A 16,783-nucleotide genomic window follows, 5' to 3' on the forward strand; every position below is an offset into this window, starting at 1 on the left:
ATGAGCGAGAAAAATCCCCTGCCGTTTGCCAAGACCCAATCCAAAGCCATGCTGCTGTGGGTATTGGCGGTACTGATCGGCCTGCCGTTGATACTGCCCTCGGCGACCCTGGCCACCGAGATTCTGATCTTTGCCATGGCCGCCCTGGCCTGCAACCTGTTGCTGGGCTACACCGGGCTGCTGTCCTTCGGCCAAGGCATCTTCTTCGGGGCCGGCGCCTACTGCGCGGCGTTGCTGATGATCCACCTGCAACTGGGGTTGTTCACCGCATTGCTCGGCGCCGCAATTGCCGGTGGTTTCCTCGCGCTGTTGGTAGGCGCCCTGGCGATTCGGCGCACCGGCATCTACTTCGTGATGCTGACCCTGGCGTTCAGCCAAATGGCCTACTTCGTCGCCTATACCCTGAGCGACTGGACCGGCGGCGACAACGGCCTGCTCAGCGTGCCGCGCCCGGAAATTCGGGTGGGTGAGACCGTGCTGCTGTCCTTGGCCGATGCCCGCGCCTTCTATGGTTTTGTCGCCGTGCTGTTCCTGCTGATCTTTATAGGCGCACGCCGGGTGATCGCTTCGCCGTTTGGCAGCACGCTGATGGCGATCCGCGAAAACGAAACCCGTGCCTCGGCCATCGGCTATGACACGCGGCACTTCAAGATCCTGGTGTTCGTGCTGTCCGGTGCGGTCACCGGGATTGCCGGGGCGCTGTACGCCATGCTGCTGCACTTTGTGCCGCTGTCCAATATCGATCTGGCAATGTCCGAAAACATCCTGATCATGACCATCGTCGGCGGCACCGGCTCGTTGTTCGGTTCGTTGCTCGGCGCCGGCTCCATCGTACTGTTGGGGGATTTGCTCTCCGACCTGTGGCCGCGCTGGCTGATGCTGCTGGGGGTGATCCTGATCCTGGTGGTGATCTTCATGCGCGGCGGGTTGTGGGGCGGCCTCGCGTCGCTGTTCGAGAAGGTGCGCGGCACGCGCAAACCCGTGGTCGTCGCCAAGGAGCAAGGGCTATGAGCATCCTGCTGGAAACCCAAAATCTGGAGCTGGCCTACGGCGCGTTCCATGCGGTCAATGGCGTCAACCTCAAGGTCGAGGCCGGCACCATTCACACCATCATCGGCCCCAATGGCGCCGGCAAGACCAGCCTGTTCCACTGCCTGACGGGTGAGCGCCAGGCCACCGCCGGAGCGATCCATTTCGACGGCAAGAACCTGATGCGCAAGCCCGCCCATGCCCGCGTCGGCCTGGGCATGGCGCGCTCGTTCCAGCTCACCAGCCTGTTTCAGAACCTGAGCGTGCGCGAGAACCTGCGCCTGGCCGCCCAGGGCCGCGACGGCGCGCGCGCCTTGAACTTCTGGCGCCGGGTAGACAGCAAGCGCGAACACCTGGAGATGGCCGACCAGGTGCTGGAGCGCCTGCAACTCACGGCCCGCGCCGACACCCTGGCCGGTGAGTTGTCCCACGGCCAGCAGCGGGTGCTGGAGGTGGGCATGTCGATCTGCTCCAAACCCAAACTGTTGATGCTCGACGAACCTACCTCGGGCATGGGCATCGACGATATCCCGATCATGACCCAACTGATCAGCGACCTGGGGCGCGACCACACGGTGCTGCTGATTGAACACAACATGAGCATTGTCATGTCCATCAGCCAACGCATCACGGTGATGAGCCACGGGCAGATCCTGGTGGAAGGCACGCCGGAGTTTGTGCGCGCCGATGAACGTGTACGCACTGCCTATCTTGGGGAGGCCGCCTGATGCTGATCGTCGAGAATATCCATTCCTACTACGACAAGAGCCATGTGCTGGAGGGCGTTTCGTTGAGCGTCAACCCCGGTGAGCTGGTGACGCTGCTGGGCCGCAATGGCGCCGGCAAGACCACCACTCTGCGCAGCATCCTTGGCATCATTTGCCCGCGTCAGGGCCAGATTCACTTCAACGGTCAGGCATTGGTGGGGCAAAAAATCTTTGAAATTGCACGCCAGGGCCTGGCGCTGGTGCCGGAAAACCGAGGAATTTTCCGCCTGCTCAGTGTCGAGGAAAACCTGCGCATCGCCGTGCGCAAAAACAGCCGCTGGCAGCTGGACGACGTGTACGCCATGTTCCCGCGCCTCAAGGAACGGCGCAAAAACGCCGGCCATGCGTTGTCCGGCGGCGAACAGCAAATGCTCGCCATCGCCCGCGCCCTGCTCAACGACCCCAAGCTGCTGATTCTCGACGAACCCACCGAGGGCCTGGCCCCGGTGATCGTTGACGAGCTGGTGAAGATCCTGCGCAAGGTCAAGGACGATGGCTTGCCGGTGCTGCTGGTGGAACAGAACCTGATGGTCTGCGACAAGCTCGCCGACCGCCATTACGTGCTCGAACAGGGCCGCGTGGTGTACGAAGGCAGCGCCGCTGACTTCCGTGCCGACCCGTCGATCAAGAACCGTTATCTGGCCTTGAGTGCCTGACTGGAGATCTCTGATGAATAGTCTTGCGCAACCGCTTCAGAGCAATGCCCCGCTGATCAACCGCGACCGCCTGTGGCAATCCCTGATGGACCTGGCACGGCTCGGCGCCACGGCCAAGGGCGGCGTGTGTCGCCTGGCGCTTACCGACCTCGATCGCCAGGCCCGCGACCTGTTTGTACAGTGGTGCGAGGCCGCCGGGTGCAGCGTCAGCGTGGACGCCATCGGCAATATTTTTGCCCGTCGCCCTGGACGCAACCCCGCCCTGCCCGCGGTGATGACCGGCAGCCATATCGATACCCAGCCCACCGGCGGCAAGTTCGACGGCTGCTATGGGGTGATGGCCGGGCTGGAAGTCATTCGCACCCTCAACGACCTCAAGATCGAAACCCAGGCGCCCATCGAAGTGGTGGTCTGGACCAACGAAGAAGGCTCGCGCTTCCCGCCATGCATGATGGGCTCGGGGGTGTTCGCCGGGAAGTTCGACTTGCAGGACACTCTCGACAAGCTCGACGATCAGGGCCTGTCGGTGGGTGCCGAATTGCAGCGTATTGGCTACGCCGGTTCGCGCGCAGTGCCGGGCCATGCGGTGGGTGCGTATTTCGAAGCGCATATCGAGCAAGGCCCGGTGCTGGAAGACCAGGCCACCACCATTGGCGTGGTCATGGGCTGCCTGGGCCAGAAGTGGTTCGACCTGACCCTCACCGGCGTCGAGGCCCACGCCGGCCCTACCCCGATGCACTTGCGCAAGGACGCTCTGGTCGGTGCCGCCGAGGTGGTCAGCGCGATCAATCGTATCGCCCATCAACAACAACCCCATGCCTGCGGCACCGTCGGTTGCCTGAACCTGCACCCAGGCTCGCGCAATGTGATCCCCGGCCAGGTGCACATGACCATCGACTTGCGTCATTTACATGCAGATAAACTGCAAGCCATGGTCGATGAAGTGCGCGACGTGATCCAGGATTCGGCGGCGCGGCACGGGTTGACCTTCGAACTGACGCCCACCGCCGACTTCCCACCGCTGGACTTCAACCCGGCCTGCGTCAACGCCGTGCGCGACGCTGCCCAGGCGTTGGGCTTGAGCCATATGGACATCGTCAGCGGCGCCGGGCATGACGCGATCTTCGTCGCCGAACTGGGCCCGGCCGGGATGATCTTTGTGCCGTGCGAAGGCGGCATCAGCCATAACGAAATCGAAAACGCCGCGCCGGATGACCTGGCGGCGGGTTGCGCGGTGTTGCTGCGCGCCATGGTGAACGCGGCCCAGGGGAATCTGGCATGAGTGAGATTGGCCAACTGACAGCGGTGCAGCTGTTGCAGCATTTTCGCGACAAAAGCTTGTCCCCCGTGGAGGTGACTGAAGATGCGCTGCTGCGCATCGAGCGCTACAACCCGGTGGTGAATGCCTACTGTCATGTCGACCCGCAAGGCGCATTGGACGCGGCGCGAGCGTCGGAACAGCGCTGGCTCAAAGGCGAACCTTGCGGCGCACTGGATGGCGTACCGGCGTCGATCAAAGACCTGACACTGACGGTCGGCATGCCCACGCGCAAAGGCTCACGCACCTCATCGGCCGTGGGCCCATGGGACGTGGACGCGCCCTTCTCGGCCTTCATGCGCAAGGCCGGCGCTGTGCTGCTGGGCAAGACCACTACCCCGGAATTCGGCTGGAAAGGCGTGACCGACAACCCGCTGTACGGCATCACCCGCAACCCGTGGGACACGCGCACTACCGCCGGTGGTTCCTCCGGAGGTGCCGGTGCGGCAGCGGCGTTGAACCTGGGCGTGCTGCACCAGGGCAGCGACGCCGGTGGCTCAATCCGCATTCCCTGTGCGTTTACCGGCACCTTCGGGATCAAGCCGACCTTCGGTTATGTGCCGCAATGGCCGGCCAGCTCTATGACGATCCTGTCGCACCTGGGGCCGATGACGCGCACCGTGGAAGACAGCGTGCTGATGCTGCAAGCCGTGGCGCAGCCAGATGTGCGGGACGGCTTGATCGGCGCGCCGCGAACCACGCCCTGGCTCATTCCAGGAACGGACTTGAAGGGGTTGCGTGTCGCCTACAGCCCCACGTTCGGCTATGCGAAGGTCGACCCGCAGGTCGCCCAGGTGGTGGATCAAGCTGTGCTGGGCCTGGTGCAACTGGGCGCCCATGTCGAACACATCGACCCTGGCTTCAGCGACCCCCTGGAGGTGTTCAGCACCCTATGGGCTGCCGGCGCAGCACGCCTGACCGGCACAATGAGCGAGGCGCAAAAGCAACAGCTCGACCCCGGGTTGCTGCGTATTGCACAGCGGGGCGAACGCTTGAGCCTGAATGATTTCAACACGGCCCTGGAAGCCCGAGCGGCGCTGGTGGCACGGATGGCCGCGTTCCATGAACATTACGATGTGCTGGTGTCGCCGATGATGCCGATCACCGCATTCGAAGCCGGGCACAACGTACCGCCGGGTTCGGGGATGAGTGAGTGGATGGAATGGACGCCGTTCACCTACCCGTTCAACCTCACCCAGCAACCGGCGGCGTCAGTGCCCTGTGGGTTGGCAGCGAATGGCTTGCCAGTGGGCTTGCATGTGGTGGGCGCGCGGTTTGCCGATGAGCAGGTGTTGAGGGTGTGTCACGCGTATGCAAAGGCATTCCCCACAGAACACTTGCACACACCGAGAAGCCCGACCTGAAATACCCACCACAGTGGGAGCTGGCTTGCCTGCGATAGCGCGGGTTCAGTCAGCACATTGACCTCTGACACACCGCCATCGCAGCTTCTACACAATTTTGTAGGTTATAGCAGCCAACGGTAACCACGATGCGAAGCGAGCCGCTCTTGATCTGCTTTTGATCTTGATCTAAGGCGCCCCGTCAAACCACGCTGGCCGGAATTCGACAGGGATTTGGGGGGTAAACCGGCAGGGATGCCGGTTTAGCCGCCCCGCGCCATGGATGGCGCGTGGCGGCGGCCCCCCAAATCACTGGCGGATTACGGGCACACCGAGCCTAGGCGAGGTGCCGAGTGGTGGGGCAAGAGCCCTTTTGGTTACTTTTGGGGCTCTTTTCCAAAAGTGACCCGCTGTAAAAGCGGAACCCTAAGTGGCCATTACCGCAGGAATGGATATGTACACAATCCAGCTGTGTTGACTGCCAGGCCGCCTTCGCGAGCAAGCCCGCTCCCACAGTTTGATTGCGGGGTGTCAGGTAGAGAAGCGTCGGCTGACAGGCCGCCTTCGCAGGCAAGCCAGCTCCCACATGGATCGCATTCCAATCGCGCATCGCTCTACAATGCCCCCATTCATCACCCGGGGCGCTTATGGACATAGAACTGGCACGCACCTTCCTCGAAATCACCCGCTGCGGCAGCCTGGCCGCGGCGGCCGAGAAACTGCACGTTACCCAGACCGCCATCACCGCCCGGGTGAAGAACCTGGAGAGCCAGCTGGGCAGTACGTTGTTCGTGCGCAACCGTGCCGGTGCGCGCCTGACCGCCGACGGTGAGGCCTTTGTGGTGTACGCCAACCAGTTGCTGCAAACCTGGGAAGCGGCGCGGCGTGACCTGCCGCTACCCGATGGCTATCGCAATGTGCTGCACATCGGCGGCGAGGTCAGTCTGTGCAATCCGCTGATGCTCGGTTGGGCCAAGGCGTTGCGCGAGCATATCCCCGGACATGCACTGCGTACCGAAGTGCGTGAAGGCGAATACCTGCTGCGTCAGCTGGAGTTGGGCGTGCTTGACGCCGCGCTGGTGTTCCAGCCGCAGTACTGGCCCGGTTTGCAGGTCGAGCAAGTGCTGGAAGAAAAACTGATCCTGGTGCAATTGGCGAGCAAACCCGAACCCTACGTGTATATCGACTGGGGCCAGGGTTTCCGCCAGCAACATGACGCCGCCCTGCCCGACCGCGCTCGTGCCGCCGTGAGTTTCAACCTGGGGCCGCTGGCATTGCAGTACATCCTGGAAAACGGCGGCGCCGGGTATTTCCGTACGCGAGTGGTGCAAAGCTACCTGGACAGCGGCGTGATGCAGCGCGTGCCCAAGGCGCCGGAGTTCAGTTTCCCGACGTACCTGGTGTATTCGCGGGCGCGGGATTCGGCGGTGTTGCAGCAGGCGCTGGCGTTACTGCGCGAGGTGGTCAAGGCTGAAGGTGACTGGTCGCAACGCTGGGACCCGCTGATTTGAATCACCCTGGGCCTGCACACATGCTAGCCTGCTGCTGTGTCCTCTCGCAGCCTTACCGATGAACAAGAAAAAGTCCGTCACCATCAGCGACATCGCCAAACGGGTCGGCATGACCACCATCACCGTGTCCCGGGCGCTGAGCAAACCTGACCTGGTCAAACCCGCAACCCTGGCGCGCATTCTGGAAGTGGCTCGCGAGCTCGACTACGTGCCCAACGCCTTCGCGCGCGGGCTCAAGCGCAGTGAAAGCCTGATCATCGGCGTGATCACCGCCTCGGTAGACAACCCGTTCTACAGCGAAATGATCAAGGCCATTTCTCGCGAGGCGAAACAACACGGCTACACCATCATGCTGGTGGACACCGATGAACTGGAAGAACTGGAAAGCAAGGCAGTCGATACGCTGCTGGGTTACCGCGTGGCGGGGATCATCCTGTCGCCGGTCTCCGATGAGCCGAGCTACCAGCCTGACTACCTGGAACGCCTGGGCAACGGCAAAACCCCGGTGGTGCTGCTGGACCGCACGATTCACGACAGCCCGTTCAGCCGCGTGGTGCTCGACAACTACCACAGTGGCATCCAGGCCGCGCATTACCTGTTGCGCCAGACGCCGCACCTCAAGCGCCTGCTGGTGCTGACCGGCCCCGAGCACTCGCGCATCACCGTGGAGCGCCTCAAAGGCTTGCGCGAAGTGCTGGCCGCGCATCCCCAGGTGCACGTGGAAGTGCAGGCTGGTGACTACACGCTGATGCCATCCTACCTGCACACCCTCGACTACCTCGCCGAACACTCGGCGCCGGACGCGATCATGGGGTTTAACCAGTTGATCACCCTCGGCGCCCTGCGCGCGCTGCGCATGCACAACATCCCCCATGACAGCCTGACCATCTGCGGCATCGACCGCCTGCCCTTCGCCGATATCTTTGGCGTACCGATTGCCTGCGTGGCCCACGACGCGTCACTGGCCGGCAGCAGCGCGGTGCGCTTGCTGCTCGACCGCCTGGACGATCCGTACAAACCACGGGACAAGGTGGTCATCGCCGGCCAGTTGGAAAACGGCTAGCGGCTGGTATAGCCGCCGTCGATCGGCAGGCTGACGCCACTGATCATGCTGGCGGCATCGCTGAGCAGGAACAGCACCGGTAACGCCACTTCTGCAGGTTGCGCAAAACGCCCCAGGGGAATTGCCGCCAGCGCCGGATCGCGCTTGGCCGGGTCGGACCAGGCCATGGCCGCCATCGGCGTAAGCGTCACCGTGGGGTTGACGCTGTTCACCCGAATACCAAAGCGACCCCATTCGGCGCATTGCACGCGGGTGATTGCATCCAGCGCGGCCTTGGAGGCGCAGTAACCGAGATGGTCGTCCAGCGCCACCAACGACGCCTGGCTGGAGACATTGACGATGCTGCCGGCGATATGCGCCTCGATCATCCTGGCCGCGACACGGCTGGCCACCTGGGCAGCGGCGCGAGCGTTGACGGTCATCACCTGGTCAAACGCCTCGGCGCTGATGGCGGCGGCGGGCTCTAACCGCGAGATACCGGCGCAGTTGACCAAGCCATGCAAAGGAGGCACGCCTTGCAGCGCGTTATCGACGGCCGCGCTGTCAGCGACGTCCACACACAGGGTGTGGCAGCCCAGTTCGGCCAAAGCCTGGGCGTCGCGGCCGAGGGCGAACACTTGCGCGCCGCTGGCGATCAGTTGAAGCGCGATTTCGCGACCGATGCCACTGCTGGCACCGGAGACGAGGATGCGATGCCGAGTAAAGTCGAAGACTGCGTTCATAGATAAAAATCTCAAGAACAATGAAAACTTGGGGCCCAATGTCCTCTGTAGGAGCGAGCTTGCTCGCGAAAACCGTCAACGATAACGCGTGTTTTCTGAGTAAACGCGGCACCTATGGGGGTTTAGCGAGCAAGCTCGCGCCTACAAGAGCTTTAACTTTGGCATTAAGGTAAGCCCCCACCTTTTTTGTTTGGACTGTATTGGGTCAGGTGGCTTGCAGGTTGTGCATGATCGGTTTCAGGGCCGGATACAGCTTCAGGTACTCGCCAAACGCCTGGTCGTAGACCGCGACATTTTCGCGCCTGGGCTGCGCCCGCTGCTCCAGTTGCACCCAGCCCGTGTCCATCGCCTCATCACTGACCAACCCCACCGTATGCGCCGCCAGCAACGCCGCGCCCAGGGCCGCTTCAACCTCCTGGACAATGGTGTACACCGGGTAGCGGGTGACATCGGCAATGATCTGCATCCACAAATCCGAATGGCTCGCCCCGCCCACCACGATCAAACGCGGGTCGAGGGAATGCGCGCCCTGGGTGCCCGCTTCAATATTGTGGCGCAGGGCAAAACTCACGCCCTCCAGCACCGCGCGGTACAGGTGGATGCGGCTGTGATACAGGTTAAGCCCGACAAAACTGCCGCTGGCGCGGTCGTCCCATACCGGGCTGCGTTCGCCCATCAGGTACGGCAAGAACACCACGCCTTCACTGCCCGCCGGGATCTTGCTGGCGCTCTGCTCCAGCAGTACCAGGCTGTCTTGCCCTGTCGCCCGGGCTTGCTGCTCTTCGGCCTGGCAGAACTGCTCGCGAAACCAGCTGACCGACGCCCCGGCGGTGATCGCACCGCCGAAGATATACAGGTCGCGGTGGCCGTTATAGACGTGCGGCATGCTAACCAGCCCGTGGTGCGCATCCACCTGCTGGTTGAGATACCCCCAGCACATGCTGGTGCCAATCATCGCCACATGGTTGCCCGGCTCGGTAACGCCTGCGGCCAGGGTGGCCATGGCCGCATCCACGCCACCGGCGAGGATCGGCGTGCCCGCCTGCAACCCCAGGCGGGCGGCCCAGTCTGCGCACAAACCACCCACCACCTCACCGGAATACACCAGCCGCTCAGGCATCATCGAGCGTGCGATGCCCAGCGCATCCAGCATCTCGCCTGACCAGTTGCGCGCCGCCACATCGTAGACACCGCCGATATTGCCGGCGCTGCTGTGGTCCACCGCCAACTCGCCGGTTAGGCACCAGTTGATATAGCTGTTGGGCGGCAACAGGTAGCGGGTGTTCGCCCACACCTGGGGTTGATGCTGCTTGAGCCAGAGCATCTTGGTGAAGCCGTAGTAGCTGTCCACCGAGTTGCCGGTGATCGCGAACAGCCGCTCCAGGTCCACATGCTCACGCACCCACTCGACCTGCTCGCCAGCGCGGCGGTCCATCCAGATCAGGCACGGGTGCAACGGTGTCATCTGCGCATCCACGGCAATCCCCGAGCCGCCGTACAGGCTGCTGATGCACAGCGCCTTGACCTGCCCCGCCGGTACGCCCGACTTGGCCATGCACTGGGCAACGCAGGCGTGCACAGCATCCAGCCACACCTGCGGCCATTGTTCGGCCCAGCGCACTTTGGGGGTATCCACCCGATAGCTCTGGCTGTGCTGGGCGATGAGGGTGCCCTGGGCATCCACCAGCAGCGCCTTGGTACTCTGGGTGCCGATGTCGACACCCATGACGTAGTTCATGCGCTTACTCATGGGCGGGCAGCACCGGTTTCAACAGCACCTTGATCGACTTGGTCGAGTTGGCCAGTTCGAACGCTTCGGCCCAGTCGTCCAACGGGAAATCGTGGGTGACGATGCCTTTGGACGTGACCAGGCCACGCTCGAACAGGTCGATGGCAATCGGGTAGCAATACGGCCCCAGATGCGCGCCGCGTACGTCCAGTTCCTTGCGGTCGCCGATGATCGACCAATCCACGCTGGTCTCGGCACCAAACACGCTGAACTCGACAAACCGCCCGAGCTTGCGGATCAGGTCCAGGCCTTGGGTGACACCGGCCGGTACACCGGTGGTTTCGATGTAGACGTCGCAGCCGTAGTTGTCGGTGAGGCCGTTGATGATCTCGCGGGCGTTGTCACGGGTGGGGTTGATCACCACATCGGCGCCGAAGCGCTTGGCCAGTTCCAGGCGCTCGTCAACCATGTCGATCACCACGAGTTTTTTCGGGGTCTTCAGCGCCGCCACCTGGACCATGCACAGGCCAAGGGTGCCCGCACCGGCAATCACCACCACGTCATCGAGCTGGATGTCGCCGCGGTTCACGGTGTGGATCGAGCACGCCATGGGTTCCACCAGCGCCGAGTCTTCCAGAGACACCGCTTCGGGAATCTTGTGCACGATGGCGGTCTTGGGGATGCGCATGTACTGGGCCATGCCGCCTTCGGCCACTTCACGCTGGAAGCCGAAAATATTGTGTACTTCGCACATCCAGTATTTGCCCGACTTGCAAAAACGACACTTGCCGCACGGCACAATCTGTTCGGCGATGACCTTGTCGCCGACCTTGACCTCAAAGTGTTCCTCGGCGCCCTCGCCCGCTTCCACTACGTAGCCGAAAAACTCATGGCCCGGCACCACCGGCGCCTTGACCCAGGGGTTGTCACCGCCCCAGAACATCGCAGCGCCAGAGTGGCACTTGCAGTCACTGGCGCAGATGCCGCAGGCGGCGATGCGGATCACCAGTTCATGGGCGCGGGCCTGGGGTTTGCCGATGCGTTCCAGGCGGTAGTCTTTGGGGCCGTGGCAGACGACGGCTTGCATATCAGTGTGCTTGTCCATGGTGTTCGGTCCTGTGTGGTGAGGTATTTATCGATGGCGCTGACGGCTGATAAAGATCGCCAGCAAAATGATCCCGCCCTTGATCACGCTCTGCACGTAAGGCGACACGCCCAGCATGTTCAAGCCGTTGTTCAACACGCCCAGCAGCATGGCGCCGAGCAAGGTGCCGATGATCACCCCGCGCCCGCCGGCGATCGACGCACCGCCGAGTACCACGGCGGCAATCGCATCGAGCTCGAACGACACTCCGGCGTTGGGCTGGCCGCTCATCAGGCGCGAGGTGAGCACCAGGCCGGCAATCGCCGCAGTCAAGCCACTGATGCCGTACACCAGCAGCTTGAAACGCGCCGCACGCACCCCAGACAAGCGCACCGCTTCTTCATTGCCGCCGATGGCGTAGATGTAGCGGCCGACACGTGTGTGTTGCAGCAGCACATAGGCGGCCAGGTAAGTGAGCAGCATGATCAGGATCGGCACCTGCATACCGAATACGCTGCCGCGCCCGAAAAAGGCGAACCACTCCGGCAACCCGGAAATCGGATAGCCGTCGGTGTACATCAGCCCGAATCCACGGGCGATGCCCATGGTCGCCAGCGTGACGATGATCGGCGGCATGTGCAGGTAAGCCACGAACAGCCCGTTGCCGATGCCGAAGGCCACGCCTACCAGCAACCCGGCGCCAATCGCCAGGCCGGGCGGCACACCGGCCACCATCAAACCGGCTGTAAGCGTGCCGGACAACGCCATCACCGGCCCCACCGACAAGTCGATGCCGCCGGTGAGAATCACGCAGGTCATGCCCACCGCAATAATCGCGTTGATCGACACCTGGCGGGCGATGTTGGAAAGGTTGCTGGCGGTTAGAAAAGTGTCGCTGGCGAGGATCATCACCAGGGTCACCACCACCAGCCCCACGAAGGGGTAGAACGCCGGCGAGCGCAGCAGCCGTGCCACATTCAGGCGCAAGCGCCCGGTGTTTGCGGTGTTAATGGACGTATTCACTTGAGCCCCCTGTTGCATGGCGCATGACCTCTTGAGGATTGACGGCGGACGCTTCCAGCACCTTGACGATCGCGCCCTTATGGAACACGGCGACGCGGTCGCACATGCCGATGACTTCCGGCAGTTCGGAGGAAATCATGATGATGGCGTAGCCTTGTTCGGTGAGGCTGCGCATCAGCGCGTAGATCTGCGCCTTGGCGCCGACGTCGATACCGCGAGTGGGTTCGTCGAACACCAGCACGTCGCAGTGGTGGTTGATCCAGCGTGCGATCACAACCTTCTGCTGGTTGCCGCCGCTGAGGTTAAGCACCCGGCTTTCAGCGCTGGGCGCCTTGATCGACAGTTGGCGCATGAGTGCTTCGACGCTTTCGCATTCCCTGGCCTTATCGATCAAGCCTGAAGCGTGCTGGTACTTGGGCAGGTTGTTCAGGGAGATGTTTTCGCGAATGCTGAAATCGGTGATCAGCCCTTCGCTCTTGCGGCTTTCCGGGAGCAGGCCGATGCCGTGCGCCAGGGCTTGAGCCGGGTCATCCAGGCTGACCTTTTCGCCGCGCAGCCACACCTCTTTGCTCACTGAGGGCAGCGCGCCCATCATGCCCAGTGCCAATTCGGTGCGACCCGAGCCGACCAGTCCGGCAAAGCCCAGGATTTCGCCCTTGTGCAGTTGGAAGCTGTTGTGTGGGCCATTGCGCACCAGCTGGATGTCTTTGACCTCCAGCAACAGCGGGCCGCGTTCGATAGCGGGTTTGGGCGGGAAACTGCATTCCAGGCGGCGCCCCACCATCATCTCCACCAGACGGTCGATATCGCTGTCGGCCACGTCGGTGATACCCACATTGGCGCCGTCGCGCAGTACGCTGATGCGGTCGCAGACCTGAAAAATCTCTTCCAGGTGGTGCGAGATAAAAATCACCGCCACGCCCTGGCGCTTGAGTTCACGCATGATCTCGAACAGCAGCTCGGCTTCACTGGGGGTCAGCGTCGCGGTCGGCTCATCGAGCACCAGCAGGCGCGCGTCCAGGGCCAGCGCCTTGGCGATTTCGACGAACTGCTGCTCGGCCACGCTCAGGTGCTTGACCGCGCAATGCAGGTCGATGCTCACCCCCAAACGCTCGAACAACGCCTGCGCCGCCTCGGCCATCTCGCGTTTGCGCAACAGGCCAAAGCGGTTGCTCAACTCATGGCCGAGAAAGATGTTCTCCACCGCCGTGAGATAGGGAATCAGGCTGAACTCCTGGAACACGATGCCGATACCGGCGGCGATTGCGTCGCGGTAAGTGGCGAACTGCTGGGCGTGGCCATCGATGAGGATCTGCCCTTCGTCCTGATGCTCGACGCCGCCGAGGATCTTCATCAGGGTGGATTTGCCCGCGCCATTCTCACCCAGCAAGGCATGGATTTCGCCACGTTCCACTTGCAGGTTGATGGCCTTGAGGGCCTGTACCCCCGGGTAACGCTTACAGATGTTTTCCAGCTTCAGAAGACTGCTCATACCGCCGACCTCGCGCTCAGAAGGAAGACCTGGGCCCCACGGCTTGCGTGGGGCCTGGGGGATTTACCAGCTGAAGTCCCTGGCCTTGGCCTGGTCGATCAAGGTGATGTCCACCGGCACGCTGGCCGGGACTTGAGAGCCCCATTTTTTGGCCAGGGCAATGCCCAGGGCGAGACGGATCTGGTCGCGGGGGTATTGGGCCGAGGTGGCGATGAAATGGCTGCCGGGCTTCTGGATCGCCTTGATCGCTTCCGGCGCACCGTCGACGCTCACCAGTTTTACGTCCATGCCGCTGGCTTCAATGGCCGAGAGCGCACCGAGGGAGCCGTTGTCATTCACACTGAAAATGCCCTTGAGGGTCGGCTGGGCCTGCAGCATGTTTTCGGTCACGGTCAGCGCCTGGTCACGCTCCTGCTTACCGTTCTGGATGCTCACGATCTTGAGGTCCGGGTGTTTGGCCACCGCCTCTTTGCAACCGCGCACACGTTCCAGAATCGGCACCACGGCGATGCCGTCAAGGATGGCGATATTGCCTTTGCCACCGATGTTCTTGGCCAGGTATTCGCAGGCCTGGAAGCCGGCGTCGAAGTTCTTCGACCCCACGAACGAATCCAGCGGGCCGTCCGCCTGGGCATCCACCGCCACCACCACCACGCCTGCGGCGTGGGCCGACTTGACGGCGGACTGTACGCCGACCGAGTCGGTGGGGTTGATCAGCAGGATATCGATGCCTTTTTGCAGCATGTCTTCGACGTCACTGACCTGCTTGGACACGTCGTGGCGGGCGTCGGTGATGATCAGCTTCGCACCGATGGTCGCGCCCGCTTCTTCCAGGGCGTTTTTCATGGTGACGAAATAGGGGTTGTTGATTTCCTGGAAGGAGGCGCCGATACGAATGGGCGCGGGCGGTGTGGCGGCGATGGCTTGAGTACCGAAAGTGATGCCGACAGCCAGTAAACACAGGGTTTTCGGGAGCATTTTCATGGCGTGAGTCTCTGTTTTGTTTTTATTGTTAGAGCAAATGTTATCGTTAACATTTTGCCAGAAGCTAACAACTAAACAGAGGTGACGCAAGCCCCCGTTGGTCGCTTGAAGCGTAGTAATGGATGAGGTCAGGTAGGGACAAGCTTGAGCTTGTAACGGCCTTGGCGCCAACCAGAGCGGATTGGCGGTACGCGCTCAAATATGGGAGAAGGCTTGCCCCTCTCCCACATTTGATCACTCTATGGCTTGGATCAGCGTTGTTTCATGCGGTCGATAACAACGGCCAGGAGCAGGATAGAACCGCGAATCACGTACTGGTAAAACGTGTCGATATTCTTCAGGTTCATCGCATTTTCGATGATCGCCAGGATCAGCACCCCGGCAATCACATGGCGAATCATGCCGATGCCGCCGCTCAGGGATACGCCGCCCAGCACACAGGCCGAAATCACCGTGAGTTCGAAACCCTGGCCGATCATGGGCTGGCCCGAGGTCATGCGTGAAGCCAGGATCACTCCTGCCAGGGCGCCGATCAGGCCGTGCACGGCGAAGATCAGGATCTTGGTACGATCAACGTTCACCCCCGCCAGCAGCGCCGCTTCCGGGTTGCCGCCGATGGCCATGGTGTTGCGCCCATAAGTGGTGTAGTTGAGCAGCCAGCCAAAGAACAGAAAGCACACGATGGTGATCAGGATCGGCACCGGCACGCCGAACAGCTGGCCGTTGCCAAATACAAAGAACTGCTCCTGGGACACCCCCACCGCCTTGCCGTCGGCGAAGATATACGCCAGGCCGCGCACGATCTGCATGGTCGCCAGGGTGGTGATCAAGGCGTTGACGCGCAGCTTGGCGATCACAATGCCGTTGATCAGCCCCACCATCAGGCCCATCAGCAAGGCCGCGCCGATGCCCAGCATCACGCTGTCGGTATCGCGCATCACAATCGCCGCCACCACACCGGCGCAGGCGATCACCGAGCCCACCGACAAGTCGAAATGCCCGGAGGCCAGGCAGAACAGCATGGTGCACGCCGCAATGCCCACGGTGGAAATTGCCAGGCCCAAGCCGCGCATATTCAGCGGCGAGAGGAAGTTATCGATCAGCAGCGCGCACAACACGAAGATGCCCACCGCTGCCAACAGCATCGCCCAGTTGTCGAGCAAGGCGCGCATATCGAGGGGTTTGCGTGCCGAAGGCAGCGCGTTGTTTTGAATGGTCATGGTCTTCTCTCAGTTCGCCAGGCCGCGCGGCAAGGCCAGCTGCAGCAGGTTGGATTCAGTCGCGTGCTCGCGCGGTTGTTCGCCGCGCATGGCGCCTTCGCACAGCACCAGGATACGGTCGGAAATACCCATCACTTCCATCAGGTCGCTGGACACCACGATCACCGCAATGCCGCTGGCCGCCAGGTTATGGATGATCTGGTAGATCTCCGACTTGGCGCCGATGTCGATACCGCGGGTGGGTTCATCAAGCAGCAGCACCTTCATCGGCATCGACAGCCAGCGGCCGAGAATGGCTTTCTGCTGATTGCCGCCGGAGAGGTACATGATCTTCTGCGCCGCGTTCGGGGTTTTGACCCGCATCGCCTGGATCTGCCGCTCGGCGTTGCCCTTCTCCCAGCCCTCGCGCAACAGCCAGCCAAAGCTGGAATGGGCGCCCCGGGCGCTGATGTTGATGTTTTCCGCGACGCTGCCCAGCGGGATGATCCCTTCTTTCTTGCGGTCCTCCGGGCACAGCAGGATGCCGGCGGCGATGGCATCGCGAGGTGAGCGCAATTGCAGCGCTTGCCCGCACAGTTCCAGGCTGCCGGCACTGGCGCGCTCCAGGCCGCTGAGCAGGCGAAACAGCTCGGTGCGCCCTGCCCCCACCAGCCCGAACAGGCCCAGGATCTCGCCTTTGCGCACCGCAAAGCTGATCGGCTCGCGCAAGCCCGGGCCGAGCAGGTCGTTCACCTTGAGCGCCACCTCGCCCTGCTCGCGCGGGCGGTAGTCGTAGATGTCCTGGATATCGCGACCGACCATGCAGGTCACCAACTGGTCGTGGGTCAGCGTGCTCATGTCTT

At 62.4% G+C, this 16,783-nt stretch carries 15 protein-coding genes; 7 read left to right on the forward strand and 8 right to left on the reverse strand.

Features of this window, described 5'->3' with window-relative positions:
* The 7 genes from JFT63_RS26125 (at position 1) to JFT63_RS26155 (ending at position 7,687) form a co-directional block, all read left to right on the forward strand.
* Positions 1-1,011, forward strand: a complete 1,011-nt coding sequence (locus tag JFT63_RS26125) for a branched-chain amino acid ABC transporter permease (RefSeq protein WP_198845061.1) — start codon at positions 1-3, stop codon at positions 1,009-1,011.
* Positions 1,008-1,757, forward strand: a complete 750-nt coding sequence (locus tag JFT63_RS26130; RefSeq protein ID WP_198845062.1) for an ABC transporter ATP-binding protein — start codon at positions 1,008-1,010, stop codon at positions 1,755-1,757. Before JFT63_RS26125 ends, JFT63_RS26130 begins: the two co-directional genes overlap by 4 nt.
* Complete coding sequence (locus JFT63_RS26135) at positions 1,757-2,452, forward strand: ABC transporter ATP-binding protein (RefSeq protein ID WP_057704480.1); 696 nt, start codon at positions 1,757-1,759, stop codon at positions 2,450-2,452. The genes JFT63_RS26130 and JFT63_RS26135 overlap by 1 nt, the downstream gene beginning before the upstream one ends.
* A 13-nt stretch (positions 2,453-2,465) precedes the next feature.
* The gene (locus tag JFT63_RS26140; RefSeq protein WP_198845063.1) at positions 2,466-3,734 is read left to right on the forward strand and encodes a Zn-dependent hydrolase; all 1,269 of its coding nucleotides are present in this window, start codon (positions 2,466-2,468) and stop codon (positions 3,732-3,734) included.
* Positions 3,731-5,134 carry an amidase gene (locus JFT63_RS26145; protein WP_198845064.1) on the forward strand — a complete coding sequence of 468 codons (1,404 nt, stop codon included), beginning with the start codon at positions 3,731-3,733 and terminating at the stop codon, positions 5,132-5,134. Before JFT63_RS26140 ends, JFT63_RS26145 begins: the two co-directional genes overlap by 4 nt.
* Positions 5,135-5,760: 626 nt before the next feature.
* Positions 5,761-6,624 (forward strand): LysR family transcriptional regulator, encoded by an 864-nt coding sequence (locus JFT63_RS26150; RefSeq protein WP_057704477.1) that lies wholly within the window; start codon positions 5,761-5,763, stop codon positions 6,622-6,624.
* 58 nt (positions 6,625-6,682) lie between these two features.
* Positions 6,683-7,687: a LacI family DNA-binding transcriptional regulator gene (locus JFT63_RS26155; RefSeq protein ID WP_198845065.1), complete on the forward strand. Its 1,005-nt coding sequence runs from the start codon at positions 6,683-6,685 to the stop codon at positions 7,685-7,687.
* Here the strand turns inward: JFT63_RS26155 and JFT63_RS26160 are convergent.
* From JFT63_RS26160 to JFT63_RS26195, 8 genes are all read right to left on the reverse strand, one after another.
* Positions 7,684-8,409 carry an SDR family oxidoreductase gene (locus JFT63_RS26160; RefSeq protein ID WP_186560252.1) on the reverse strand — a complete coding sequence of 242 codons (726 nt, stop codon included), beginning with the start codon at positions 8,407-8,409 and terminating at the stop codon, positions 7,684-7,686. The genes JFT63_RS26155 and JFT63_RS26160 overlap by 4 nt on opposite strands.
* A 205-nt stretch (positions 8,410-8,614) precedes the next feature.
* A complete protein-coding gene (locus JFT63_RS26165) occupies positions 8,615-10,147 on the reverse strand; it encodes an FGGY-family carbohydrate kinase (RefSeq protein WP_057704474.1) in 1,533 nt (510 codons plus the stop codon).
* A gap of 4 nt (positions 10,148-10,151) precedes the next feature.
* The gene (locus tag JFT63_RS26170) at positions 10,152-11,243 is read right to left on the reverse strand and encodes an alcohol dehydrogenase catalytic domain-containing protein (protein WP_198708625.1); all 1,092 of its coding nucleotides are present in this window, start codon (positions 11,241-11,243) and stop codon (positions 10,152-10,154) included.
* 27 nt (positions 11,244-11,270) lie between these two features.
* Entirely contained in the window at positions 11,271-12,263 is a 993-nt protein-coding gene (locus JFT63_RS26175; RefSeq protein WP_057704472.1) for an ABC transporter permease, read from the reverse strand.
* Positions 12,229-13,737, reverse strand: coding sequence for a sugar ABC transporter ATP-binding protein (locus JFT63_RS26180; protein ID WP_057704471.1), 1,509 nt, complete (start codon positions 13,735-13,737; stop codon positions 12,229-12,231). Before JFT63_RS26180 ends, JFT63_RS26175 begins: the two co-directional genes overlap by 35 nt.
* 63 nt (positions 13,738-13,800) lie before the next feature.
* Complete coding sequence (locus JFT63_RS26185) at positions 13,801-14,721, reverse strand: substrate-binding domain-containing protein (protein WP_057704470.1); 921 nt, start codon at positions 14,719-14,721, stop codon at positions 13,801-13,803.
* 251 nt (positions 14,722-14,972) lie between these two features.
* Positions 14,973-15,941, reverse strand: coding sequence for an L-arabinose ABC transporter permease AraH (gene araH / locus JFT63_RS26190; RefSeq protein WP_005787495.1), 969 nt, complete (start codon positions 15,939-15,941; stop codon positions 14,973-14,975).
* Positions 15,942-15,950: 9 nt separating this feature from the next.
* The coding region (locus JFT63_RS26195) for an ATP-binding cassette domain-containing protein (RefSeq protein ID WP_198845066.1) at positions 15,951-16,783 on the reverse strand (833 nt) is incomplete at its 5' end.

This window comes from Pseudomonas sp. MF7453, assembly GCF_016405455.1.
Classification (GTDB): domain Bacteria; phylum Pseudomonadota; class Gammaproteobacteria; order Pseudomonadales; family Pseudomonadaceae; genus Aquipseudomonas; species Aquipseudomonas paralactis.

Coding starts and splice junctions, on each gene's coding strand:
- JFT63_RS26160 (WP_186560252.1), bottom strand. CDS start 8,409: ATGAACGCAGTCTTCGACTTTACTCGGCATCGCATCCTCGTCTCCGGT.
- JFT63_RS26155 (WP_198845065.1), top strand. CDS start 6,683: ATGAACAAGAAAAAGTCCGTCACCATCAGCGACATCGCCAAACGGGTC.
- JFT63_RS26145 (WP_198845064.1), top strand. CDS start 3,731: ATGAGTGAGATTGGCCAACTGACAGCGGTGCAGCTGTTGCAGCATTTT.
- JFT63_RS26185 (WP_057704470.1), bottom strand. CDS start 14,721: ATGAAAATGCTCCCGAAAACCCTGTGTTTACTGGCTGTCGGCATCACT.
- JFT63_RS26130 (WP_198845062.1), top strand. CDS start 1,008: ATGAGCATCCTGCTGGAAACCCAAAATCTGGAGCTGGCCTACGGCGCG.
- JFT63_RS26150 (WP_057704477.1), top strand. CDS start 5,761: ATGGACATAGAACTGGCACGCACCTTCCTCGAAATCACCCGCTGCGGC.
- JFT63_RS26180 (WP_057704471.1), bottom strand. CDS start 13,737: ATGAGCAGTCTTCTGAAGCTGGAAAACATCTGTAAGCGTTACCCGGGG.
- JFT63_RS26125 (WP_198845061.1), top strand. CDS start 1: ATGAGCGAGAAAAATCCCCTGCCGTTTGCCAAGACCCAATCCAAAGCC.
- JFT63_RS26165 (WP_057704474.1), bottom strand. CDS start 10,147: ATGAACTACGTCATGGGTGTCGACATCGGCACCCAGAGTACCAAGGCG.
- araH (WP_005787495.1), bottom strand. CDS start 15,941: ATGACCATTCAAAACAACGCGCTGCCTTCGGCACGCAAACCCCTCGAT.
- JFT63_RS26170 (WP_198708625.1), bottom strand. CDS start 11,243: ATGGACAAGCACACTGATATGCAAGCCGTCGTCTGCCACGGCCCCAAA.
- JFT63_RS26140 (WP_198845063.1), top strand. CDS start 2,466: ATGAATAGTCTTGCGCAACCGCTTCAGAGCAATGCCCCGCTGATCAAC.
- JFT63_RS26175 (WP_057704472.1), bottom strand. CDS start 12,263: ATGCAACAGGGGGCTCAAGTGAATACGTCCATTAACACCGCAAACACC.
- JFT63_RS26135 (WP_057704480.1), top strand. CDS start 1,757: ATGCTGATCGTCGAGAATATCCATTCCTACTACGACAAGAGCCATGTG.